The following is a 22,288-nucleotide window of genomic DNA, read 5'->3' on the forward strand; positions in this document are numbered from 1 at the left end:
CTTGAATTCTGAAATAAAACCGAATAATATAGGGAAGTATTATGTTAATTTTTTATGACAAATTTCGTACGAATTTTTGAATACGTTTTGTTATGAATGAGAATGTGATAAATTCCACATTCTTGACAAATTAGGTGTTATCGCTTATTGCGAGTATATAAAAGAAAAGGGTTGTGATTCAGTGAAAACTCCAAAAATCGTAGTTTTAGGCGCAGGTTATGGTGGGATGATTACGACTGTTCGCCTACAAAAAACATTATCTGCAAGTGAAGCTGAAATTACGCTAGTAAATAACAACAGCTATCACTACCAAACAACTTGGTTACATGAAAGTGCAGCTGGTACTTTACATCATGATAAAGTCCGTCTAGATATTCAAGACGTTATTGATACAAATAAAGTAAACTTTGTGCAAGATACAGTTGTAGAAATTAAAGCGGCTGAAAAACGTGTAATTTTAAAAAATAGCGAGTTAAAGTATGATTACTTAGTCATCGGTCTAGGCTTCGAGTCTGAAACATTTGGTATTAAAGGGTTAAAAGAGCATGCATTCTCTATTACTAACATTAATACCACTCGTCAAATTCGTGAGCATATGGAATATAAATTCGCTCAATATGCGACTGAAAAACGCGATGAATTAGTAACAATCGTTGTAGGTGGCGCAGGATTCACAGGCATCGAGTATGTAGGAGAACTGGCTAATCGAATTCCTGAACTGTGCAAAGAATATGATGTTCCACGTGAGAAAGTACGTATCATCTGTGTAGAAGCTGCTCCAACAGCGCTTCCAGGTTTTGACCCAGAATTAGTTGAATACGCTGTAAAACAGTTAGAGAAAAAAGGCGTAGAATTTCGCATCGGTACAGCAATTAAAGAAGCAACTGAAGAAGGTATTCTTGTTGCAAACGGTGATGATGTAGAATTAATTAAATCTGAAACTGTTGTTTGGGCTGCAGGTGTTCGTGGTAATGGTATTGTAGAAGAGTCTGGATTTGAAGCGATGCGCGGTCGCGTAAAGGTCGATGAATTTATGCGTGCTCCAGGTCAAGAAAATGTATTCATGGTTGGTGACGCAGCATTAATCATCAATGAAGAAATTAACCGTCCATATCCACCGACAGCACAAATTGCAATTCAACAAGGTTACAATATTGCCCACAATTTATCTGTATTAATTCGTGGAAAAGGCGAAATGAAAAAGTTCGTATTTGATAATAAAGGATCTGTATGTTCATTAGGACATGACGATGCAATGGGTGTTGTGATGGGGAAAAAATTAACGGGCTGGAAAGCTTCTTTCATGAAGAAAGTAATTGATAACCGTTACTTATTCCTACTTGGTGGACCTTTATTAGTTCTGAAAAAAGGGAAATTGAAGTTCTTTTAATATATAGTAAAAAAGCAGAAACGGCTGACCGTTTCTGCTTTTTTACTGCCATTTCAATTTGCATTTAGCGTATAAGTAGAATTTCTTTTTGAGCGAAAAGCAACAAAAAACCAAATGATATTTGTGATGATTAGCGCCATGCAAACGATGATGACTCCTAAGAAAGAGTAGGCATGATAGTCACTTGTATGTATGATCATATATACGACTGCAAGTATTACAAGATTGATGAATATTCCCATGCCACAAAGAATAGCCATGATGAATCGTATTGCACGTATTCCTGCTATATAAAGAAGTAGAGGTACGCTATAAAATAGTAAAATCGTGCCGATGGATTTCCACATGCCTAAAGAGTTAAACTGATTTGCATTCGGTCCAAAATCAGCAAGTGGCGAAAGGGAAGAAACAACTAGGACAGAGCAGAAGAAGAAAGCAGAAACGAGTGTAACAAATACAATACTGGATTTTTTTGATCGATTTCTCATTTGTTTTTTTACTCCTTTTTCAAATGAATAGGTATGTTGTAGTATACAAGGAAGAATTTTTGAGGGGATTTAAGATCTTTCCTCAGGAAAGGACTTCTCTATATTAACATTAAATCGAATATATGGAAAATTTAAATAAGAAAAGGAAGACTTATATTATTCTCACTGAAAAATGTAGTATAATAAATAGAAAAGAATGAATATTCTGCTCGTTTAAGCGGAAGGGGTTTTACATCATGGAGAAGCGTGGGAAAGTTTGGTTAGCTGTAAGTGGACTAGTAGTGACAAATGATGGAAGATGGCTGTTTGTTAAGAAAAAATATAGTGGATTAAAAGGGAAATGGTCATTACCAGCGGGCTTTGTTAATGAAGGAGAAACAATTGATGAAGCTGTGAAACGAGAAGTTTTAGAAGAGACAGGTATTACGGCACACGTGAAAGGCGTAATTGGTATTCGTTCCGGTGTGATTCATGATGAAATTAGTGATAATATGATTATTTTTCTATTGGAACCGGAAGGGGAAGAGATTACGGTTCAAGAAGAAGAATTGTCGGAAGTGGCATTTTTACACCCAAAAGATATCGCATATGACCAAAATACTTCCATATTAATTCGATATTTATTAGAGGGAAATATAGGACCAATTCTTGAGATGGATATGACACTCAATCCAGGAAAGCAATTCGGATATACAGCATATCATGTATTTACGGCGGGGGAAAAGGGGGGCGAGAACAATTGAGTATACCAGTACTCCTTATTTCAATGATGTTGTTTTTTATTTTGTTTTTTGGAATTGGATTTTTACTTAACATGATTTTACGTGCTACGTGGATAATGGTTATGATTTATCCAATCATTTGCATGTTCATCGTTAATAAAGCAAGCGTTTGGGACTATTTTTCAAAGCCATCAGAAACATTTTCTTCAGTTGGAACAAGGGTATCTCATCTTGGACAAGCGGACCTATTTATTTTATCAACAGGATTCATAGGAGCAATTTTGGCTGGCATTGTAATTAAGAAGCTTCGAAAAAGTGGCTATCAAATGTTTTAATCTCCAATTTGTTTGGAGATTTTTTTTTGCATATTTCTTTATCGTATCGGGAATGACTAATGATGAAGGAGTGTGGAATATAAAAATGTTAAAACGATATGCTATTCGCATTATGATGACTTGTTTATTTGTGACAGCGTTATGTGTAACATGGAAGGCATTCACAGGAATTTCTTTTATGGACATTGTCAAAACATATCAAGAAAGCAATGTAAAAGAAGTGCATGCGGCAGAAAGAAAAGAGCAAGTTGTTCCAAGTAAAGAAGTAATAAATGCTTTAGAACAGGCAAATGACTGGTCTAAATATCGTATGATGGAAGTAACGGCAACTGGATATACGTCAGGTGCTGAATCAACAGGAAAAAGCCCTGAACACCCAGAGTATGGAATTACATATTCAGGGGTCAAAGTGAAAAGGGATTTATATTCTACAATCGCAGCAGATTTACGAGTATTTCCTATTGGAACAATTTTATTTATTCCAGGGTATGGATACGGCGTTGTAGCGGATAAAGGTGGCGCTATAAAGGGAAATAGGCTGGATTTATATTATGAAACTGTTCAGGATGTATACAGCCAATGGGGAAAGAAAAAGGTAAATGTATATGTTGTAAAAATGGGAAATGGTAAATTAACGGAAGATGAGTTAACGATGTTGAATCAAGATGAAACGATGCAAGTATTTCGTGGCCAATATTTGAAACAGAGATAGTCTAGTGAAATGAACACTAGACTTTTTTCTTTGTCCTGTTTCGCAATATAAGAAAACAGGGTGGAAAAGTGAAGAAGTATCCTTTAGCGTATTACAAGTTTTTGTGAAATATAACGCAGCAGATTATGATACATGTCATGATTGGTTAGAAGAAATGTGGTTGGAAGAGCGCAGTAATCTGTTTCTTAAAGGATTATTACAATTAGTAGTTGCTCAGTATCCTTCTAGCTACGGAAATGTAAAAGGAGCACGTTTGATGATGGAAGTAGCAGAGCAATATTTACAGCCATACGACCAGTTCATTGGGATTTAGATGTAGACAAGGTGATAGTGTATATTCAGAATTGCAGAGGTATTATACCTGAAAGAATATACGAATTACCTTTATTGTATATATGAAGCGGAAGAAAAGTTAGAATTATCGCATTTTCGAAAAAATACAGTTATAATAAAAAATAGAGAAACCAAGGGGGGCTGAATATGTTTCAAGTACAAACTGAATTAGCGAACCATGGAGCAGTCATTGTTGCTTTATTTGAAGAAGAAACGAGCCGTTTTGTCCAAGAATTAGACAAGGCATTTGAGGGACAATTGCAAGGTTTATTAGATGAAAAAGAACTGAGTACAAAGAAGAAATCTATTTCAAAAGTACATAGCTTAGGGAAAACAAATGTAAAACGTTACTACTTTGTTGGCCTTGGAAAAAAAGAAGCATATACAACCGAAACATTACGTGCTTCACTGAGTAAAACATTTAAAACATTACAAGCGGAAAAGATACAAGACGCTGCGATCTTGCTTGACTCATTTGTCACAGAGAAGTTAGATGCAATTGATGTGGCGCATATTGCAGCTGAAGTATATTGCCTTGGCACATACAGATTACAAACATATAAAACAGATAAAAAAGAACATGTAGAATTAGAAAAACTTGTTGTTATTACAGCAGAGGATGCAAAAGAAATTGAAGCAGCGTTAACAGTTGGATATGTTCATGGACGTGCTACAAATTCAGCTCGTACGCTTGTAAATATGCCTCCGAACATGTTAACAGCAACAAAACTGGCAGAATATGCAGTGGAATTAGCTGAAAAATATGATATGGATTATAAAGTATTAGAGAAAGAGGAAATGGAAGAACTAGGTATGGGTGCTTTACTTGCAGTTAATCAAGGCTCTACAGAACCGCCCAAAATGATTGCCCTCATTTATAAAGGAAAAGAAGAGTGGAAAGATGTCATTGGGTTGATTGGAAAAGGAATTACATATGATACAGGTGGTTACTCTTTAAAACCACGCGATGGCATGGTTGGTATGAAGGGTGATATGGGTGGTGCGGCAGCAGTTCTTGGTGCAATGGAAATTATCGGAGAACTTCGCCCTGAACAAAATGTAATTGCAATTATTCCATCAACAGACAATGTAGTGAGTGGAACTGCATTTAAACCAGATGATGTTATCACATCTATGAGCGGGAAAACGATTGAAGTATTAAATACAGATGCAGAAGGTCGCCTTGCATTAGCTGATGGAATTACGTATGCGAAGAAGCTTGGTGCAAACTATCTTGTTGATGTGGCAACCTTAACAGGAGGGGTTATCGTTGCGCTAGGAAACCATACAACAGGTGCAATGACAAATAATGAAACATTATTTGAACAAGTATTAGAAGCGTCAATGGAAACAGATGAACGAATTTGGCAATTACCGATTTTTGAACGTGATAAAGAGCGTGTTCGTAACAGTAAATTTGCAGATTTAAACAACTCACCAGGGCGTGATGGACATGCGGTAATGGCCGGCACATTTCTTGGTGAATTTGCGGAAGACACACCCTGGGTACATTTAGATATTGCTGGAACTTCTGATACAACGAGTACACATGATTTAGGACCGGCAGGAGCAACAGGTGTAATGGTTCGTACACTTGCAACACTTGTTGAACGGTTTGGAGAAGAATAAGAAGCTTAGAAGGGTAGGCGAAATGGCTACCCTTTTTTATCTTGCTATTTTAGGGTAAGCAAGATTGGTGAGGGGCATCATTAGTGGTGGGTAAAGAAACATTCTCCACTGATTAAAGTTTTACTTACTATAAAGAAATTGTATACAAAGAGCCGTTTAATGCAAAAGATGTCCGGCCTGTTTCTTCCGACGCGACTAATATGAGAGCATCGCTTTTTTCTGAAAGACCAATTGCTGCTCGGTGACGTGTTCCAAGCTTAGGGTCAATTTCTAAATTTTTTGTTAGAGGGAGAATATTCGCTGCTGATATAATATGGTCGTCTTTAATAAGAACGGCTCCGTCATGAAGCAGGTTCCCAGGATAAAAAATGGATTCGAGTAGTGGAACAGTTAAAAAAGCATTTAGTTTCGTGCCTGTTTGAATAAGGGGAGTAAGAGAATCATTCCTTTCGACCACAATTAATGCTCCATGTTTTCGCTCACCTAAATGTTGGATGGCTGTTGTGATAGGAGCATAACTTGAGGTAAATGGTGATAAATAAGCTTTTAAATAGTAAGAAGCTGCAATTGTTTGAACGTTACTTAGTAAATGATGAATTTCTTCCATTCTGCATAAAATGCACTCACCATCTTCATCAATGGTTTGCTTCATGCTTGTTAATTCTAATTCTACAATTTCAATCATTTGTTTTGTTTCTATTTTTAATTCTTCAGATAATCCCCATTCTTTCATATGCCTCACCTTTTTGTTTGAAGTATATACCATTAGTGTATACAAATTATAAAAGTAAAATCCTGTTAGATTTTAAAATGTATTGAGATAATTGCTGTTTTTTTCATATAATAAAGTTATGACAAGCGAGAGGAGATAAGAGGATGGAGTGGAAAAAAGAATATAGCCGCTGGCTTTCTTATGCAAACTTAGATGCAGAATTAAAACAGCAGCTAGAAGATATGAAACAAGATGAGAAGAAAATAGAAGATAGCTTCTATAAAAATTTAGAATTCGGTACCGGTGGTATGCGCGGAGAACTGGGGGCTGGTACGAATCGTTTAAATGTATATACTGTTCGAAAAGCGACAAAAGGACTTGCACACTTTATTGAGAATTTAGGTGAAGAAGCGAAGAAACGCGGCGTAGTTGTTGCGTATGATTCTCGTCATAAATCGCCCGAATTTGCAATGGAAGTAGCTGCAACATTAGGGGCGCATGGCATTACAACATATGTATTCGAAAGTTTACGTCCAACACCAGTACTTTCTTTCGCAGTACGTCATTTACATACAATAAGTGGAATCGTTCTTACAGCAAGTCATAATCCACCCGAATATAATGGATATAAAGTATACGGTGAAGATGGTGGACAATTGCCACCAAAAGAAGCAGATGAGTTAATTCGTTATGTAAATCAAGTGGAAGATGAATTAACGGTAGAAGTTGCGAATGTAGAGCAATTAAAAGCGGATGGATTATTACATATCATCGGAACAGAAGTAGATGAGGCATATGTAGAGCAGTTAAAAACAGTTATCATAAATAAAGAAATGGTTGAGAAAGTTGGGAAAGATTTAAAAATCGTCTTTACACCACTGCATGGAACATCTAATATTCCAGTACGCCAAGGCTTAGAAGCAGTTGGATTTACAGATGTAACAGTCGTAAAAGAGCAGGAGTTACCAGATCCAAACTTTTCTACGGTTAAATCACCAAATCCAGAGGAACATGCTGCATTTGAACTGGCAATTCGTGATGGTGAAAAAGTAGGAGCGGACGTATTAATTGCAACGGATCCAGACGCGGATCGCCTAGGTGTAGCGGTTCGTAATCATAACGGAGAATTCCAAGTATTAACAGGGAACCAAACAGGCGCATTAATGCTTGAGTATTTATTATCACAAAAGGAACAAAATGGTACCCTTCCAAAGAACGGTGTTGTACTAAAAACAATCGTAACGTCTGAAATTGGCCGTACAATTGCAAAAGCATATGGCTTAGATACAGTTGATACATTAACTGGATTTAAATTTATTGGTGAGAAAATTAAACAATATGAAGAAAGCGGACAATATGAGTTCCAATTTGGATATGAAGAAAGTTATGGATATTTAATTCGTCCATTCTGTCGTGATAAAGATGCAGTTCAGTCTGTATTATTTGCATGTGAAGTAGCAGCATACTATAAATCACAAGGGAAAACATTGTATGATGGATTACTAGAAATATTTGAAAAGTATGGTTTCTTCCGCGAAGATCTTGTGTCTTTAACGTTAAAAGGAAAAGATGGAGCGGAGAAAATTCAAGAAATGATGACAGCATTCCGTGAAAATCCACCAAAAGAAGTGGCTGGTTTAACAGTAAAAGCAGTAGAAGATTATAAGGCAAGTACGATTACATCTCTAATAGATGGAAGTCAAGAAGAAATTCAATTACCAAAATCTAATGTGCTAAAATATCAACTAACAGATGGTTCTTGGTTCTGTTTACGTCCGTCCGGCACAGAGCCAAAGATTAAGTTTTATTTTGGTGTGAAAGCTGATTCTTTACAAAATAGTGAACAAAAGTTACTTACTATTAAAGAAGATGTTATGAATCGTTTATAATGAAACCGATCCATGATGTTTATTAAAGGAGAGCAAAGGGGAGAGTGACCTCCTCTTTTCTTGTATATAAAAATGAGATATGTAAGCAGAATGGATATGATATACTGTCTGTAACGTTGCAATTATGAATGTCAGAGTAATCATTTTCGTGTATAAGTAAGGAAATATAGTACAAGGATTAGAAAAGAGGGGATTTGTTATGAAAAAAGTAAGAAAAGCGATTATCCCAGCAGCAGGGTTAGGAACGCGCTTTTTGCCAGCGACAAAAGCAATGCCAAAAGAGATGCTTCCAATTGTGGATAAACCAACGATTCAATATATTATCGAAGAAGCGGTAGCCTCTGGAATTGAGGATATTATTATTGTTACAGGTAAAGGAAAGCGCTCTATTGAAGATCATTTTGATCATGCATTTGAATTAGAGCAAAACTTATTGGAAAAGAAAAAATATGAATTGCTTGAGAAAGTACAGGCTTCTTCTAAAATGGTAGACATTCATTATATCCGTCAAAAAGAACCAAAAGGACTAGGGCATGCTGTTTGGTGTGCAAGGAAATTTATTGGTGATGAGCCGTTTGCGGTGCTATTAGGCGATGATATTGTACAAGCTGAAACACCATGTTTACGTCAATTAATGGATGAATATGATAAAACACTCTCTTCTGTTATTGGTGTACAAACGGTTCCAGAAGAAGAAACGCATCGTTATGGAATTATTGATCCATTAGAACAAGAGGGACGTCGTTACCAAGTTCGCAATTTTGTGGAGAAACCAGCGAAAGGTACAGCACCTTCAAACTTAGCAATTATGGGACGTTACATTTTAACACCAGAAATTTTTATGTTTCTAGAAGAACAACATATTGGTGCTGGTGGTGAAATTCAACTAACGGATGCTATTCAAAAATTAAATGAAATTCAGCGCGTATTTGCTTATGACTTTGAAGGGAAGCGTTACGATGTTGGAGAAAAATTAGGATTTGTTCAAACGACAATTGAAATGGCGCTTCAGTATGATGAACTGCGTGAAGATCTTTTACAACTTATGAAGAAGATTGTTGAAGAACAAACAAATCAATCCTCATAAAAAGGGCTACATGAAGTAGCTCTTTTTTATGAGGATTGTGTGGAATGAGAATGTTGATAAGCAGAACGACGAACTGCGTAGTATATACGAGGTGCAATAACGGCGCCGATTACCGTAAGAATAAAATCTTTTAAAGCAAACCACATCATAATCATCCAAGCCGCTTTATAGCTCATGTTTCCGCCCATCCACAAGTTTACGATTACATACATATAAGTTGTACCAATTATATAAGTTAAAATAATGCCAACAAAAGCTGAGATTGCAAATGTACCGAATTTTGGATTGTTTCTTTGTTCCACAAGCTTTCCAGATATGTAAGCAACCATAATAAATGCAATAATAAATCCACCTGTAGGATCTAAAAGCGCTCCCAAGCCCGCTTTAAAGTTTGCAAAAATCGGTGCACCAGCAACTCCGACAAGCATATAAATTGTCATAGATAAGGCACCAAGTCTACTACCAAGGAGAAGTCCTGCCAAAATTGAAAAAAATGGTTGCATCGTCAATGGGACACCAGCTACCTGTAAAAATGGTGCCCATGATACAATATTTGCACCGATCGCCATAAGTGCAACGAACATCGCAGATAGTACTAAATCTAAAGGACGTAATTTGTTCATAATGTTAACTCCTATCGATTTAAAGTTAACATTATCGTATCGATGCATTTATTTCTTGTCAAGTAAAATAATCTGATAATAAGGCTTCAAGGAGTTTTGAAGCAAGGTGTATGAAATACGAAATTGCGGAATTCCACTTGAATATGGTGCGATTTCATATAACGGAAAATAAACGGTAAGATAGTCTGGATCTAAAAAGTAATAGAATTTTTTTGTGTTAATCACTTTTTCAGCTGCATCTGGAAAATAGATGCTTTCATTTTGTTTGATTTGCCTTACAATCTCTGTACGAATGATATCTTGATAGGCGCTATTTTTTTTGAATAAATCATCTAAGTGTAATAGTTTCTTTTTATTTACATCAAATGTATTTGCTTTCCATGTATATAATCCATGTGCACCGCCTGTATATTGATAATAATTTACATATAAACTTAGTAAAGGTAGTTTGTTTAATGTGATTTTATAGTCAACATTTGCAACATAAGGCTGAAAAGAAGATTCCGTATGCTTTGTTTCTTCATAATATTTTTTCGCTTCTTTTGTTACTCTTTTTTTAAAGCGGTTAGTAGCGTTTTTATAATATGCATTTAATTGATTTTGAAATGTTAAATCTGGAAAGTGATGAAAAGAAGGTCTGCTTATTTGATAGTCTATATAAGGCTTCTTCCCCTTTTGGGTAATCGTTTTAATTTCAATTGGCATGTTAGAGCCTTTTGCTGCATTTGTACAATTTGGTACAATAGTGAGCAAGGAGAATGCAATTGTTAGTATAAAGTATATCTTTTTCATAAAATAAACCCTCCCTATATAAGTGTTATGGATAGTTTGAAAATAAATAGGGAAAATTATACATTTTTTGAATTTCATAGAGGAGGAATAGAAATGCCAAAAACATTAATGGATGCATTGGGGATTGAATTATTAGAAATGACAGAAGAGAAAGTAGTGGCTACGATGCCAGTAGATGGACGCACACATCAGCCATTTGGCTTTTTGCATGGAGGTGCATCAGTTGCTTTAGCAGAAACAGTGGCGAGCGTAGGGGCTTATAACTTAATTGATCAAGAAAAGTGTATTTGCTTCGGACTGGAAATCAATGCAAACCATATTCGTTCTAAACGCGATGGAATTGTCACAGCAATCGGAATACCAATCCACAAAGGACAAACAACGATGGTTTGGGACGTGCGCATTATTGATGAAAATGATGATTTAATTTGCATTTCTAGATGTACAGTTGCAATTAAAGAAAAGCGTGAAAAATAAAAGGGATTTCCTAGTTTTAGTTAGGGATTCCATATAAAGTGAAACTTTAATAAGTGGGGGCTTCATCCCTCGCTTATTATGAGCTCTCACCAATCGGGGCGCGGTCGCCCTAGGGTCATCGCCATCAACTTAGGAAAAGTAAACATCCCCCGAAATGAAAAAAGAGCTTTTTTTCAATAATGAACTGTCGAGCAAGAAAATGTTCTTTTTGAAATGCTAAAAAACTTCCTTTTACTAAGGTAATATTTCATTATCGTAAATATTTATGGGAGTATATAATTAAAAAAAATACTTATCATATTAAATATTTATTTAGATTTCATACAGAACTCATAGAAAGGAAGTTTGTCATATGAAGATATGGAAAATCGTACTAAACATAATATTAGCTCTTGCTGTCCCAATCATTTTATTGTTTGGTGGTATGATGATTGGTGGGAAAATACTTGATCTGTTTTTAAGTATTTTGAATATAAATTATGATGACCTATCAAATCTAGAACAGCGAACCTATGCCATGTTTATCCCTTTATTAATTGTGGTCTTGACATTACTAGCTGCTTTTTTACACCATCGAAGTCTTAGACCTCTTCGTCTTCCAACAGGATTCTTATCAAAAGAAACATATAAAAATTATGGAATTGGTATTGGGATTGTCTTTACCTTTTTCGTTGTTAATACAATCTTGAATTTACTTATAGCAGGTGGCTCCATTACAGTTAGTGCCCATCCAGATTCTGTGAAAATTGTGTTGCTTACTATCCCCGTTGTAATGATTCAAAGTTTTTATGAAGAAATTCTTTTCCGTGGCTATGCTTTAGGAACCTTGCTTCGTTCTACAAATGTGTATGTAGCGATTTTATTAAACCCGATAGCCTTTTCTGTTTTACATTTTAATTCACCCGATTATTCTGAATTCCTAGTATTTCTCATAGCATATTTTGTAGGTGTATTCTTTTCTATTTTAACTTTAGCCTATAATAATTTATGGGTTGCTGCTGGGGGACATTTTATCTGGAATTACACGATAGCGATTTTCGGAGATGATGGTGAGGGTATGTTATTTGATACATATTATTCTAACAAGGATATCACCCTTTGGGTATCAGTTGCCCTTCTCATGATCTTGGTTATCCTCTCATGGATTGTATATAAAAACCGAATTATGAAAATTAATAATGAAATTAAAAGAAAAAACAGTTTGCTTAAGAAAATGATCTCCTTATTACATCGACAGTTTCATAAAAAGATGATTTCGGTATTGTTATCTGTGCCTTTTGTAAAATTCATTAAAGACATAAAACAGCCATTCTTTCATGGATACTCCATGAAAGAATGGCTGTTTTTGATGAAAATTATATACGTAATCTTAACTGGATGGCTATGTACCTTAGGATAGCCTTTTCTTGTTAGAACTGGATTTTCTTCTCTAAGAAGCTTTTTAGCTCGCTAATTGGCATACGAACTTGTTCCATTGTATCGCGGTCACGTACTGTTACAGCCTTGTCTTCAACTGAGTCGAAGTCATATGTGATACAGAATGGTGTACCGATTTCATCTTGGCGGCGGTAACGTTTACCAATTGAACCTGTTTCGTCGTAATCTACCATGAAGTCTTTTGCCAGCTCTGCAAATACTTCTCTAGCACCTTCAGATAGTTTTTTCGATAATGGTAAGATAGCCGCTTTATATGGTGCTAAAGCAGGATGAAAACGAAGAACTGTACGAGAATCGTTTTCTAATTGTTCTTCTTCGTATGCATCGCATAAGAATGCTAATGTTACGCGATCTGCGCCAAGAGATGGCTCGATGCAGTATGGTACGTAACGTTCGTTTGTTTGTGGATCGATATAGTTAAAGTCTTCACTAGAATGTTCCATGTGACGTTTTAAGTCGAAGTCTGTACGAGAGGCAATGCCCCAAAGTTCGCCCCAACCAAATGGGAATTTAAATTCAATATCAGTTGTTGCGTTACTGTAGTGAGATAATTCTTCTTCACCGTGATCGCGAAGACGCATGCTGTCTTCGTTCATACCAAGTGATAGTAACCAGTTTTTGCAAGTTTCGCGCCAGAATGTAAACCACTCTAATTCTTCACCTGGTTTACAGAAGAATTCAAGTTCCATTTGTTCAAACTCACGTGTACGGAATGTGAAGTTACCAGGTGTAATTTCATTACGGAAACTTTTACCGATTTGCCCGATACCAAATGGAAGTTTTTTACGCATAGAACGTTGTACATTTTTAAAGTTTACGAAAATACCTTGTGCTGTCTCAGGACGAAGGAAAATTTCGTTTGTGCTAGATTCCGTAACACCTTGGAATGTTTTAAACATTAAGTTGAATTGACGGATTTCTGTGAATTCTTGGCTGCCGCAGTCTGGACATTTCACTTCGTGCTCTTTCATTAAGTCAGCCATTTGTTCGAAAGTAAGACCGTCAACAATCATTTCGATACCTTTTGCATCTAAAGCATCTTCAATCAATTTGTCAGCGCGATGACGAGCTTTACATTTTTTACAGTCAATCATTGGGTCGTTAAAGTTACCAACATGACCAGAGGCTACCCAAGTTTTTGGGTTCATTAAGATTGCTGCATCTAAACCAACGTTGTATGGAGATTCTTGAATAAATTTTTTCCACCAAGCTTTTTTTACATTATTTTTTAGTTCGATACCAAGTGGACCGTAATCCCAAGTATTTGCAAGACCACCATAAATTTCAGAACCAGGAAAAACAAAACCGCGATGTTTCGCTAAGTTTACAACTTGTTCCATTGAATACATACTAAAATCCTCCTTTTAAAAGTTAACGTATTGGCGATGATAGAGTGCACTTATGAAACGTAATTTCTTGAGCAAGCCGCCTTGCGCTTTTAAATACAAAAACGCTCGTCTCTAGGCTTGTTGCCTAGGGACGAGCGTTTGCCCGCGGTTCCACCCTAGTTGATGTGCTTTTCACATCCACTTTATCATGTATTGCTCAAGACTGCCGTTTCCTTGCGTTTTCAGGCTTTCACTATCCCTGAATCGCTTGTAGGTGCAAGTACTTATAAGTCCATCATCGCTACTTATATTTCATAATAATGAACATATTCTATCATGTTCTTTTTTAAATCACAATAGAGGAACGATTGTCTTTATGATAGAGTTTCGTCTATTTTTTTGTTCTTTATACCATATAAGTATTGAATGTGTTTCATTGCTGGGCAAAAGTGCATTCGTTTGTACATATTTCCATACAACATCTGAAGTTGTTTTGGCATATTTACGAAGTACTCAACCGATGATTGTTTTTTGAATGAAAAATTCTTTTGAAGTTTTGAGATGTTTCATAATTGAGAAGAGAAGTTGTTCATCTGTTTACTAGTATTCATGTGATAACATGTTCGATCTTTTTACCAATTTATTGATTCGGAATGAACCAACAAGATATTGAGGTAGGGTATTTTATCGAATGGTTGATAAGTTGTGTCGAATTGGCGATAACTGAAGAGAAATCACTGATTTATGAAGAAAGGCTATCGCATATGTGCGCTAGCCTTTGGTATTACATTAAATAACGTAAATAAATATAAATATGAGAAATAATGAGTGACACAATCATAATCGGAAAACCGACTTTTAAAAAGTCCATGTAACTAAATTTATGTCCCTCACGGCTGGCGATACCTGCTACGATTACGTTGGCAGAAGCTCCGATTAATGTTCCGTTTCCACCTAAGCAAGCACCAAGTGCTAATGACCACCATAGTACATCGATTTGCGCATCAGCAGGTGATAGACCAAGTCCAACTGCCATATCATTAATAAGTGGAATCATTGTTGCAACGAATGGAATATTATCAATTGTTGCAGAAGCAATACCAGATACCCATAAAATGAGCACAGATGCGTAAGAAATATCCCCACCTGTTATTCCGATTACTTTTTGCGCTAATGTTTTGATAAGACCGATATCGATAAGACCACCAACGAGTACAAATAATCCTGCAAAGAAGAAAATGGTAATCCACTCAACGTGAGCGAATACTTCTTCGATTTCATGTTCTTTGACACCAATTAACATAAGGATAGTGGCACCAGTTAATGCGATTACAGCAGCATCAATATGGAAAATAGAATGAGTCATGAAACCGACGATTGTCAGTCCAAGTACTGTTAAAGATTTTTTCATTAGTACTGGATCTTTAATATATTGTTTTTCATCTAAACTCATTAATTTTTTAACTTGTACTGGATCAGCAATTAGTTGTTTGCGATACATAAAGTAAAGCATAATTGTTACTACAGTAATGATTATGATTACGATTGGTGCCAAATTAATTAAGAATGCATTGAAATCTAAATGCTTGTTTGCTGAACCAATCATAATGTTTGGTGGGTCACCAATTAATGTTGCAGTCCCTCCAATGTTTGAGAAAATAATTTCAGACAGTAAATACGGAACAGGATTTACTTGTAAAATGCGCGTAATAGATAGAGTAACTGGAACAACAAGAAGTACTGTTGTTACGTTATCTAAAAATGCGGAGCCAAGTGCGGTCAGCAAAGAAAGGGAAATCAAAATTTTAATAGGATTTCCTTGTGCTTGTTTCGCAGCTTTAATGGCAACATATTGGAATACACCCGATTTACTCGTGATGTTAACTAAGATCATCATACCGATGAGAAGTGTAATAGTTCCCCATTCAATATGTTTTGTAAATGCGTTGTGCAAGTCAACAATACCGAAGATGACCATAAGTGCTGCGCCTAAAAGTGCAATCACAGCACGATTAATTTTTTCTGAAATGATAATGGCATATGTAATTAAAAAGACTGCGATAGCAAAATAATACTGCCAGTTTGCGATTTCTTGCGTTGTTTCGTGCAAAAACCCCATCTCCTTTCGTTTACTATTCTTAGTGTGTCAAAAAATTGTAGAAGAAAACACACTTAACGCCATTATAAAGTAGAAAAATGTCGGATGTAAATAAAGGGTTTATTTTGTTACATTTTCTGTACAAATGAATTTTTCTTTTTTAAAAATATTTGTGGTTATTTGACATATATATAAGATACATCCAATCTGAATGTTTCAAATTCGAGCCTGTTCGTGTAGAAGGAAGAGGAGAAAAAATGATAAGGAAGGGATCGTATGGATGAAAAGCAATTTTTATTTTTAGATTTTGAGTTCACGATGCCTCAAAATCGAAAAAAACCAAAAGGTTTCTTTCCCGAAATTATTGAAGTAGGGCTTGTATCGGTTATCGGTTGTACAATGGAAGATACGTATTCATCTTATGTTAGACCGGAAAGTTTTCCAGATTTAACAAATCGATGTAAAGATTTTTTAGGAATTGATCAAGAAGCTGTAGATGGAGGAATTTCTTTTTTAGCACTTGTCGACAAACTTGTTCAATATGAAGAGCGCTATAAACCGACAATTGTCACGTGGGGAAATATGGATATGAAAGTATTAAAACATAATTGTGAAGTAGCAGGTGTTCCGTTTCCGTTTTCAGGCGTTTGTCGAGATTTATCCCTAGAATATAAGCGTTTTTTTGGAGAGCGAAATCAAACAGGATTATGGAAAGCAATTGAAGCATATGGAAAGGTAGGAACAGGAAAGCATCACTGTGCATTAGATGACGCGATGACAACGTATAATATCTTTAAACTTGTCGAGAAGGATAAAGAATATTTAGTGAAACCAGCTCCACCTACGTTAGGAGAACTTGTTGATTTTTCGAAATTATTAAAGAAGGTAAGTACACAGTAACGACCAAATTGCAAAATGTGTAATTTGGTCGTTTTGTTTTTATAACTTATAGTCTCGTTTTAATTGCTGGAGTGTTTGTAAACTGCGCTGTGCAAAAGGTGAATCATCCTCTAACAATGCAGCGATTTGAGCTTTTAATGCTGTTTTTAGAGATTCTTTGTAATCCGGAATATCTCCGTCATACTTTTTAACCATTGCTTTTGGAATATTTGTTTGCTCACGAAAAGATAAAGCACGTCTTTCATGGAAAAATGGGACATCTGCTTGTTTTATGTTATGTAAGTCACCTTGCATGGGATGTTTTAAAACAGCTAATACTTTCACAACGTAACTTTCAGGACGTTTATTTGTAATTTCTCCAATGTACTTTCCTGTTTTATAAATACCAGTAACAATCTCTCCGATTTCAAATGTTTCTTTCATATTTTTCACCTCAATTTTATAGTAAGGAAAGTAAGAGGCAGAGTCAAAGAAAGCATTTGTTAAGTAGGATTGTAAATCATGAAGTGTTATAATGGATAATGATATGACAGAAAATTCCGAAGTGTGTGAAGGATATAGAGAAGCATGTATTGTTTCGTTCGATGCCTTTAAACGATTAGAGGAAAGTATGAGAGTGTGTACAACTAGTAAATATACAAAACGTGTAGAAAAGGAGTGAGTGTAATGATGCCTTTATATTTTCCAGAGGATAAAACGGAATATATTATTCCTGGAATCGTTTGTATTTTATTTATTATTGGGGCTGTTGTGACGTGGCGCATGTTCATTCGTGTCTCTAAAAAAGAAGCTGATCGCTTGCGAAAGATAGAAGAAAAGTTGTTAGCTGAAAAGAAACGCTAATTCGTTTTTGTATGTTTCTCTTCAAGCTCGGATACTCTAAGGACAGAATGTATCTTGGAGGGAATGGGAATGAAAAAACAGCTTTTATTTAGTTGTTGTATGCTATTTCTTATCACAGGCTGTGACAAAGGGAACTCAAAAGAAATTGATGTGAAGTTATACAATGCGTCTGGCGATGAGGTTGGAACAGCGAAAGTAACGCAGCAAACAAGCGGAGTGAAAATATCAATTAAAGCAGATGGATTTACACCTGGTGCACATGGATTACATATTCATGAAATGGGAGAATGTAAAGCACCACGCTTTGAGTCAGCTGGTAATCATTTTAATGTAGATGATAAGAAGAAGCATGGGCTTATGAATCCAAAAGGAGCAGAGAACGGTGATTTACCAAATGTGATTGCGGACGATACAGGAAAGATTAAAGCGGAAATTGAAGCATCAAATGTATCGCTTGAAGAAGGGCGAACCACTTTATATCGCAAAGATGGAGCCTCTATTATCATTACTGAAAATCCGGATGATGGCATGACGCAGCCGACAGGAAATTCAGGGAATCGAATTGCCTGTGGGGTTATTGTGAAAAAAGTATCTGCGAATAAACAAAAGTAAGAGCTACTTTGAAAGGTAGCTCTTACTTTTGTTTATTCTAATTGATAGGAAGTTAAGGTTCGTGAAGGGACATTGATAATGAAGAAAGGGCTACATCGAGCCCTCCCCCAATTGGGATGCCCTAAAATAGCGGGATAAAAAATGTGCCTTATGAAAGTGCATATTGAAGCCGAGTTAAAACGTCTTTCAAAACGGACAGCGGACAACCGATGTTAATGCGAATATGTTGTTCTCCACCTATTCCGTATTTTTCACCTGGTTCTACGATAATTCTTCCTTTTTCTTCTAGCAGTTTTGTTCGTTCTTTTTGAGACAGATGAAGTTTTGTACAGTCTACCCAGAGTAAAAAAGTTCCTTCTGGCTTGATAGCAGATAAAGTAGGAATGTGTGTATCAATGAATTCACAAGCAAATCGGGCGTTTTCTTCTATATAAGAGCGAACATCTGTTACCCACTCATTACATTCTGTATAGGCGCTTTGCATTGCTTCATAAGCAAATATGTTTAAACCGTGAAAGCCTTGTCTTTGCTGCACAGATGTAAAAGCATGACGGATTTTTCGATCTGGAATAATAACGATAGAAGCTTGTAAACCAGAAATATTAAATGTTTTGCTTGGTGCTATGCAAGTAATAGTCCGTTTTGCTAATTGTTCAGATAAGGAGGCAAATGGTATATGGAGATAATCTGAGAAAATAATATCCGCATGAATTTCATCGGCAACAATGGTTACATCGTATCTTTCACATAACATTCCAAGTTCGGAAAGTTCTTGTTTTGTCCAGACGCGTCCAACGGGATTATGTGGATTACAAAGAAACATAAGCTTTACACCTTGTTGAAATTGTGTTTCTAAATGTTCGAGATCCATTTTATATTTTCCATTTTCGAACAGTAATGGACTTTCACATAAAAGCCGATTGTTTTTGGTGACCATATGAAAGAATGGTGGATAAATAGGTGGCTGTACAAGAACGGTGTCATTCTCGTTTGTCAGTGCTTGTACACTTATGCTAAGTGCTGGAACAATTCCAGAACTAAATACAATCCATTCTTTTTGTATGTCCCAATTATATTGCTGTTTTGTCCATTGGCAAATAGTATCTAGTATTTCCTTTGGTGGCAGTGTATACCCAAAGATAGGATGTTCAAGACGTTTCTTTATCGCATTTTGAATTGCTGTTGGTACTTCAAAGTCCATATCGGCAATCCAAGCATGTAAAAGTTCCTCATCTTTATATGTATCCCATTTGATGCTTTGAGTACCACGGCGATTCACTACTTTTTGAAATTGATGCATAGTTTAGCTCCTTTCTGCTATAAAACTACATTTTATGAAAATTCCTACTCTTCTTCTAGCATATATGATGTGATACGATAAAGGAAAGCATGAAAACGAGAAAAAGGCGGGAAGTAAATGGGTGCATATGAAAGAATGGTGGAGCTGGTAAAAAACTGGGATCCGTTTCAAATGGGAGCGGAGTTTTATGAAACAGAAGCAAGTGATGTTGTATATGTAGTAAGTGCGTTTGATGATCCAAGATATATTGCGAAAAAAATTCAACATATATATTTTATGTCGTTTGAAGAAGTTCCTCCGTTAGAAAAATGTGAAAAGTTAGCAGAACAGTTGCTTATTTTAAAAGAGGGCGGAAGTTGTTCAATATAGCTGCTCTTACTTTGGTAGCTATATTTGATCCCGCTATTTTAGGGCAGTAAGACTCTCATTCAAAGATTCAGAGAGGGGGGCTTATTGTCCGTAACAGCCCGAGTGGTGAAGGGGTATAATGAGTAGGGGATGAAGAAAAAACATTGATTAAAGTTTCACTTTAGTAAAACCCCCTCTTCTAAACGAAGTGAAGGAGGGGGAGTTCAATTTGCAACAAAAGAAATAATTTCCTCATAAATGTGTTCTGGTTTTTCTTCAGGTAGTAAATGCCCTGTGTTTTCATATGAAATGAATTGAGAATTTGGCAAATCTTTATGAAGTCGTTGTCCAATTTGAATGGGAACAACGCGGTCTTGTTCTCCCCAAATCAGTAAAGTAGGTGTTTGAATTTTACGTAATTCGGTCGATGGTAAATCGCCTTCCCGATCTCTAATCATTCGCGTTAAAGCAGGGAATATTCGATTATCGTAAAAGGGAGCAGCATAGCCTTCCATCATTTCATCGTCAATTAAAGAATGGTCATGAACAACATTCATTAAGTTATGAACAATTCCTCTTTTTGTAATCCATTTCTTCACGTATAGGTGAAAAAATGGTAAATAAGAAGAATAAATAAGAGGTAAAGTAGCGCGATGTAAGTAGCTGGAGCTGCATAGTAAAATCGTTTTTTTTATTAAGTCAGGACATATATGGTTCACATAAAGAGAGATTTGTCCCCCCATGGAGTGTCCAATTAAAATGATGTTAGAAAATTTCGAGTGTTTTATTAAGTCGATAATGATGGTTGCTAAGTTATGGTAAGAGTATTTGAAGTGATTGGATTTATCACTTCTCCCGAACGGTGGTAAATCAAGGGCAATTACTGTGCCTTCTTGGGCTAGTAAAGGTATTAATCGCCGATAACTAAATGAAGAAGAGAGGAAACCATGAACGAGTACGAAAGTAGGCCGTTCTTTTTTATTATAATGCTCATACAATTCATAATGAACAGTTATGCCACGAGTGGAAAAAGTGAAATAGGGACATTTGAATTCATGTTTCATTTTTTGTCACTCCATTCATTTTTTGTTCATATCATCTCCTTATAAGAAAATATTTATGTACACGAGTAAAAGGCAAGATGGAAGTCCATTTTGCCTTTTACTCGTGTACAATATTAGGTGGTGTTTTCCCTTGTAAGCCTGCAACTAAATTTTCAGCAGCTACTTTTGCCATTTGTTGTCTCGTTTTTAATGTTGCTGACCCAACATGAGGTAAAGTAACCACATTTTGTAGAGATAAAAGTGGATTGTCTTTTTCAATCGGTTCTTGTGTAAAGGTATCAATACCAGCTGCAAAAATCTTTTTTTGTTGTAAGGCAGAAATTAACGCCGCTTCATCTACTGTTTTTCCGCGAGAAGCATTAATGAAAACCGCTGTTTCCTTCATAAGCGAGAATTCGTTTTCGCCAATGAGATGATATGTTTCAGCAGTTAATGGAGTTAAAAGGACAACAAAATCAGATTGTTTCAGCAGTGTATCTAGTTCACAGTATGTAGCGTTAAATTTCTGTTCAGCTTCTTTTTTACGACGGCGATTGTGGTATAAAACGTCCATATCGAAGCCGAAGTTTGCTCGCTTGGCAACTGCTTCTCCAATACGTCCCATACCGATAATGCCAATTGTACGGTGATGGACATCTACTCCAAAATGATCTTTTGAAATCTCAGTATCCCAATTCCCATTTTTGACATAAGAATCAAGTTCACATACGCGGCGGCTAGCTGATAGCATAAGAGCAAAAACAAGATCAGCTACTGTATCGTCTAATACATATGGTGTATTTGTTCCAATTACATTTCTTCTCTTCATTGCTTTTAAATCGAAGTTATCATAACCGACAGAAATATTACTCACAACTTTTAAGTTAGGAGCTGCTTGTAATAATTCTTCATCAATCTTTGCTCCGAAATTCAGTAAGCCATCTTTATCTTTTATTTTTTCTAATAAAACGTCACGAGAAATCTTTTCATCGCGATTCCACTTTTCATATTCACAGTGTTCAGATAAATATTTTTCTACAAATACTGGTATACGTTCAGCGATGTATACTTTTGGTTTCATCAACTCATCCCCTTTCCTTTTTATTTTTACATAATTCTCTAAAAAAATCTTCTTTTCAAATAGAAAAGAGTGTCTGTATAATTTAAAAACAAACAAAAGAGAGGATGAG

Annotated in this window: 25 protein-coding genes and 1 pseudogene; 15 read left to right on the forward strand and 11 right to left on the reverse strand. The window is 35.9% G+C overall.

Annotation, left to right across the window (positions count from 1 at the left end; all coding sequences use genetic code 11):
* Positions 1-181: 181 nt before the first annotated feature.
* The gene (locus MR056_RS15850) at positions 182-1,390 is read left to right on the forward strand and encodes an NAD(P)/FAD-dependent oxidoreductase (protein ID WP_012095992.1); all 1,209 of its coding nucleotides are present in this window, start codon (positions 182-184) and stop codon (positions 1,388-1,390) included.
* A gap of 53 nt (positions 1,391-1,443) precedes the next feature.
* Here the strand turns inward: MR056_RS15850 and MR056_RS15855 are convergent, their stop codons facing one another.
* Complete coding sequence (locus MR056_RS15855) at positions 1,444-1,878, reverse strand: DUF5391 family protein (RefSeq protein WP_012095991.1); 435 nt, start codon at positions 1,876-1,878, stop codon at positions 1,444-1,446.
* A 236-nt stretch (positions 1,879-2,114) separates the two neighbouring features.
* Between MR056_RS15855 and MR056_RS15860 the strand changes: the two genes are divergently transcribed.
* The 5 genes from MR056_RS15860 to MR056_RS15880 all read left to right on the forward strand — a co-directional run bounded on the left by MR056_RS15860 (position 2,115) and on the right by MR056_RS15880 (position 5,609).
* A complete protein-coding gene (locus MR056_RS15860) occupies positions 2,115-2,621 on the forward strand; it encodes an NUDIX hydrolase (RefSeq protein WP_012095990.1) in 507 nt (168 codons plus the stop codon).
* Positions 2,618-2,935, forward strand: a complete 318-nt coding sequence (locus MR056_RS15865; protein ID WP_012095989.1) for a YuiB family protein — start codon at positions 2,618-2,620, stop codon at positions 2,933-2,935. Before MR056_RS15860 ends, MR056_RS15865 begins: the two co-directional genes overlap by 4 nt.
* A gap of 85 nt (positions 2,936-3,020) precedes the next feature.
* The gene (locus MR056_RS15870; RefSeq protein ID WP_041810598.1) at positions 3,021-3,647 is read left to right on the forward strand and encodes a 3D domain-containing protein; all 627 of its coding nucleotides are present in this window, start codon (positions 3,021-3,023) and stop codon (positions 3,645-3,647) included.
* Positions 3,648-3,750: 103 nt separating this feature from the next.
* Positions 3,751-3,960 (forward strand): DUF309 domain-containing protein, encoded by a 210-nt coding sequence (locus tag MR056_RS15875; RefSeq protein WP_012095987.1) that lies wholly within the window; start codon positions 3,751-3,753, stop codon positions 3,958-3,960.
* 167 nt (positions 3,961-4,127) lie between these two features.
* On the forward strand, positions 4,128-5,609 hold the full coding sequence (locus MR056_RS15880; RefSeq protein WP_012095986.1) for a leucyl aminopeptidase: 1,482 nt from the start codon (positions 4,128-4,130) through the stop codon (positions 5,607-5,609).
* Between the two features lie 127 nt (positions 5,610-5,736).
* On the opposite strand, the gene cdaS is transcribed toward MR056_RS15880, so the two are convergent.
* Entirely contained in the window at positions 5,737-6,342 is a 606-nt protein-coding gene (gene cdaS, locus MR056_RS15885; RefSeq protein ID WP_048723177.1) for a sporulation-specific diadenylate cyclase CdaS, read from the reverse strand.
* A gap of 143 nt (positions 6,343-6,485) precedes the next feature.
* On the opposite strand from cdaS, the gene MR056_RS15890 reads away from it, so the two are divergent.
* Positions 6,486-8,210: a phospho-sugar mutase gene (locus MR056_RS15890; RefSeq protein ID WP_048723175.1), complete on the forward strand. Its 1,725-nt coding sequence runs from the start codon at positions 6,486-6,488 to the stop codon at positions 8,208-8,210.
* 199 nt (positions 8,211-8,409) lie between these two features.
* Positions 8,410-9,297 carry a UTP--glucose-1-phosphate uridylyltransferase GalU gene (gene galU / locus MR056_RS15895; RefSeq protein WP_012095983.1) on the forward strand — a complete coding sequence of 296 codons (888 nt, stop codon included), beginning with the start codon at positions 8,410-8,412 and terminating at the stop codon, positions 9,295-9,297.
* Between the two features lie 26 nt (positions 9,298-9,323).
* Here galU and MR056_RS15900 read toward each other — a convergent pair whose 3' ends face one another.
* Both MR056_RS15900 and MR056_RS15905 read right to left on the reverse strand, forming a co-directional pair.
* Positions 9,324-9,920 carry a biotin transporter BioY gene (locus MR056_RS15900; protein WP_012095982.1) on the reverse strand — a complete coding sequence of 199 codons (597 nt, stop codon included), beginning with the start codon at positions 9,918-9,920 and terminating at the stop codon, positions 9,324-9,326.
* 48 nt (positions 9,921-9,968) lie between these two features.
* On the reverse strand, positions 9,969-10,712 hold the full coding sequence (locus MR056_RS15905; RefSeq protein ID WP_012095981.1) for a DUF3298 and DUF4163 domain-containing protein: 744 nt from the start codon (positions 10,710-10,712) through the stop codon (positions 9,969-9,971).
* Positions 10,713-10,805: 93 nt separating this feature from the next.
* On the opposite strand from MR056_RS15905, the gene MR056_RS15910 reads away from it, so the two are divergent.
* Both MR056_RS15910 and MR056_RS15915 read left to right on the forward strand, forming a co-directional pair.
* Positions 10,806-11,189: a hotdog fold thioesterase gene (locus MR056_RS15910; RefSeq protein ID WP_012095980.1), complete on the forward strand. Its 384-nt coding sequence runs from the start codon at positions 10,806-10,808 to the stop codon at positions 11,187-11,189.
* 352 nt (positions 11,190-11,541) lie between these two features.
* Positions 11,542-12,588 (forward strand): CPBP family intramembrane glutamic endopeptidase, encoded by a 1,047-nt coding sequence (locus MR056_RS15915; RefSeq protein WP_235436402.1) that lies wholly within the window; start codon positions 11,542-11,544, stop codon positions 12,586-12,588.
* A gap of 10 nt (positions 12,589-12,598) precedes the next feature.
* Here the strand turns inward: MR056_RS15915 and MR056_RS15920 are convergent, their stop codons facing one another.
* The 3 genes and pseudogenes from MR056_RS15920 to MR056_RS15925 form a co-directional block, all read right to left on the reverse strand.
* Positions 12,599-13,975 carry a glycine--tRNA ligase gene (locus MR056_RS15920; protein ID WP_012095978.1) on the reverse strand — a complete coding sequence of 459 codons (1,377 nt, stop codon included), beginning with the start codon at positions 13,973-13,975 and terminating at the stop codon, positions 12,599-12,601.
* 353 nt (positions 13,976-14,328) lie between these two features.
* Positions 14,329-14,548, reverse strand: a pseudogene (locus MR056_RS22725) (DNA alkylation repair protein); the annotation flags it as partial.
* 190 nt (positions 14,549-14,738) lie between these two features.
* The gene (locus MR056_RS15925; protein WP_087095494.1) at positions 14,739-16,073 is read right to left on the reverse strand and encodes an ArsB/NhaD family transporter; all 1,335 of its coding nucleotides are present in this window, start codon (positions 16,071-16,073) and stop codon (positions 14,739-14,741) included.
* A 255-nt stretch (positions 16,074-16,328) separates the two neighbouring features.
* On the opposite strand from MR056_RS15925, the gene kapD reads away from it, so the two are divergent.
* Entirely contained in the window at positions 16,329-16,952 is a 624-nt protein-coding gene (gene kapD, locus MR056_RS15930) for a 3'-5' exonuclease KapD (RefSeq protein WP_012095976.1), read from the forward strand.
* Positions 16,953-16,991: 39 nt separating this feature from the next.
* Here kapD and kapB read toward each other — a convergent pair whose 3' ends face one another.
* Positions 16,992-17,375, reverse strand: a complete 384-nt coding sequence (gene kapB / locus MR056_RS15935) for a kinase-associated lipoprotein KapB (RefSeq protein WP_012095975.1) — start codon at positions 17,373-17,375, stop codon at positions 16,992-16,994.
* Positions 17,376-17,466: 91 nt separating this feature from the next.
* Here kapB and MR056_RS15940 point away from each other — a divergent pair, with 91 nt between their 5' ends.
* The 3 genes from MR056_RS15940 (at position 17,467) to MR056_RS15950 (ending at position 18,407) form a co-directional block, all read left to right on the forward strand.
* Positions 17,467-17,613: a hypothetical protein gene (locus MR056_RS15940; protein WP_157671215.1), complete on the forward strand. Its 147-nt coding sequence runs from the start codon at positions 17,467-17,469 to the stop codon at positions 17,611-17,613.
* 5 nt (positions 17,614-17,618) lie between these two features.
* Positions 17,619-17,795, forward strand: a complete 177-nt coding sequence (locus MR056_RS15945; protein ID WP_012095974.1) for a hypothetical protein — start codon at positions 17,619-17,621, stop codon at positions 17,793-17,795.
* Between the two features lie 69 nt (positions 17,796-17,864).
* Positions 17,865-18,407, forward strand: a complete 543-nt coding sequence (locus MR056_RS15950) for a superoxide dismutase family protein (protein ID WP_048723172.1) — start codon at positions 17,865-17,867, stop codon at positions 18,405-18,407.
* 148 nt (positions 18,408-18,555) lie between these two features.
* On the opposite strand, the gene MR056_RS15955 is transcribed toward MR056_RS15950, so the two are convergent.
* Entirely contained in the window at positions 18,556-19,707 is a 1,152-nt protein-coding gene (locus MR056_RS15955) for a MalY/PatB family protein (protein ID WP_048723170.1), read from the reverse strand.
* A gap of 117 nt (positions 19,708-19,824) precedes the next feature.
* Here MR056_RS15955 and MR056_RS15960 point away from each other — a divergent pair, with 117 nt between their 5' ends.
* Positions 19,825-20,076 (forward strand): DUF1871 family protein, encoded by a 252-nt coding sequence (locus MR056_RS15960; RefSeq protein ID WP_012095971.1) that lies wholly within the window; start codon positions 19,825-19,827, stop codon positions 20,074-20,076.
* A 203-nt stretch (positions 20,077-20,279) separates the two neighbouring features.
* On the opposite strand, the gene MR056_RS15965 is transcribed toward MR056_RS15960, so the two are convergent.
* Entirely contained in the window at positions 20,280-21,119 is an 840-nt protein-coding gene (locus MR056_RS15965; protein ID WP_048723168.1) for an alpha/beta fold hydrolase, read from the reverse strand.
* Positions 21,120-21,216: 97 nt separating this feature from the next.
* On the reverse strand, positions 21,217-22,179 hold the full coding sequence (locus tag MR056_RS15970) for a 2-hydroxyacid dehydrogenase (protein WP_012095969.1): 963 nt from the start codon (positions 22,177-22,179) through the stop codon (positions 21,217-21,219).
* Positions 22,180-22,288: the final 109 nt, after the last annotated feature.

The organism is Bacillus cereus group sp. BfR-BA-01360 (assembly GCF_022663595.1).
In the GTDB taxonomy this organism is placed as follows: Bacteria; Bacillota; Bacilli; order Bacillales; family Bacillaceae_G; genus Bacillus_A; species Bacillus_A cytotoxicus.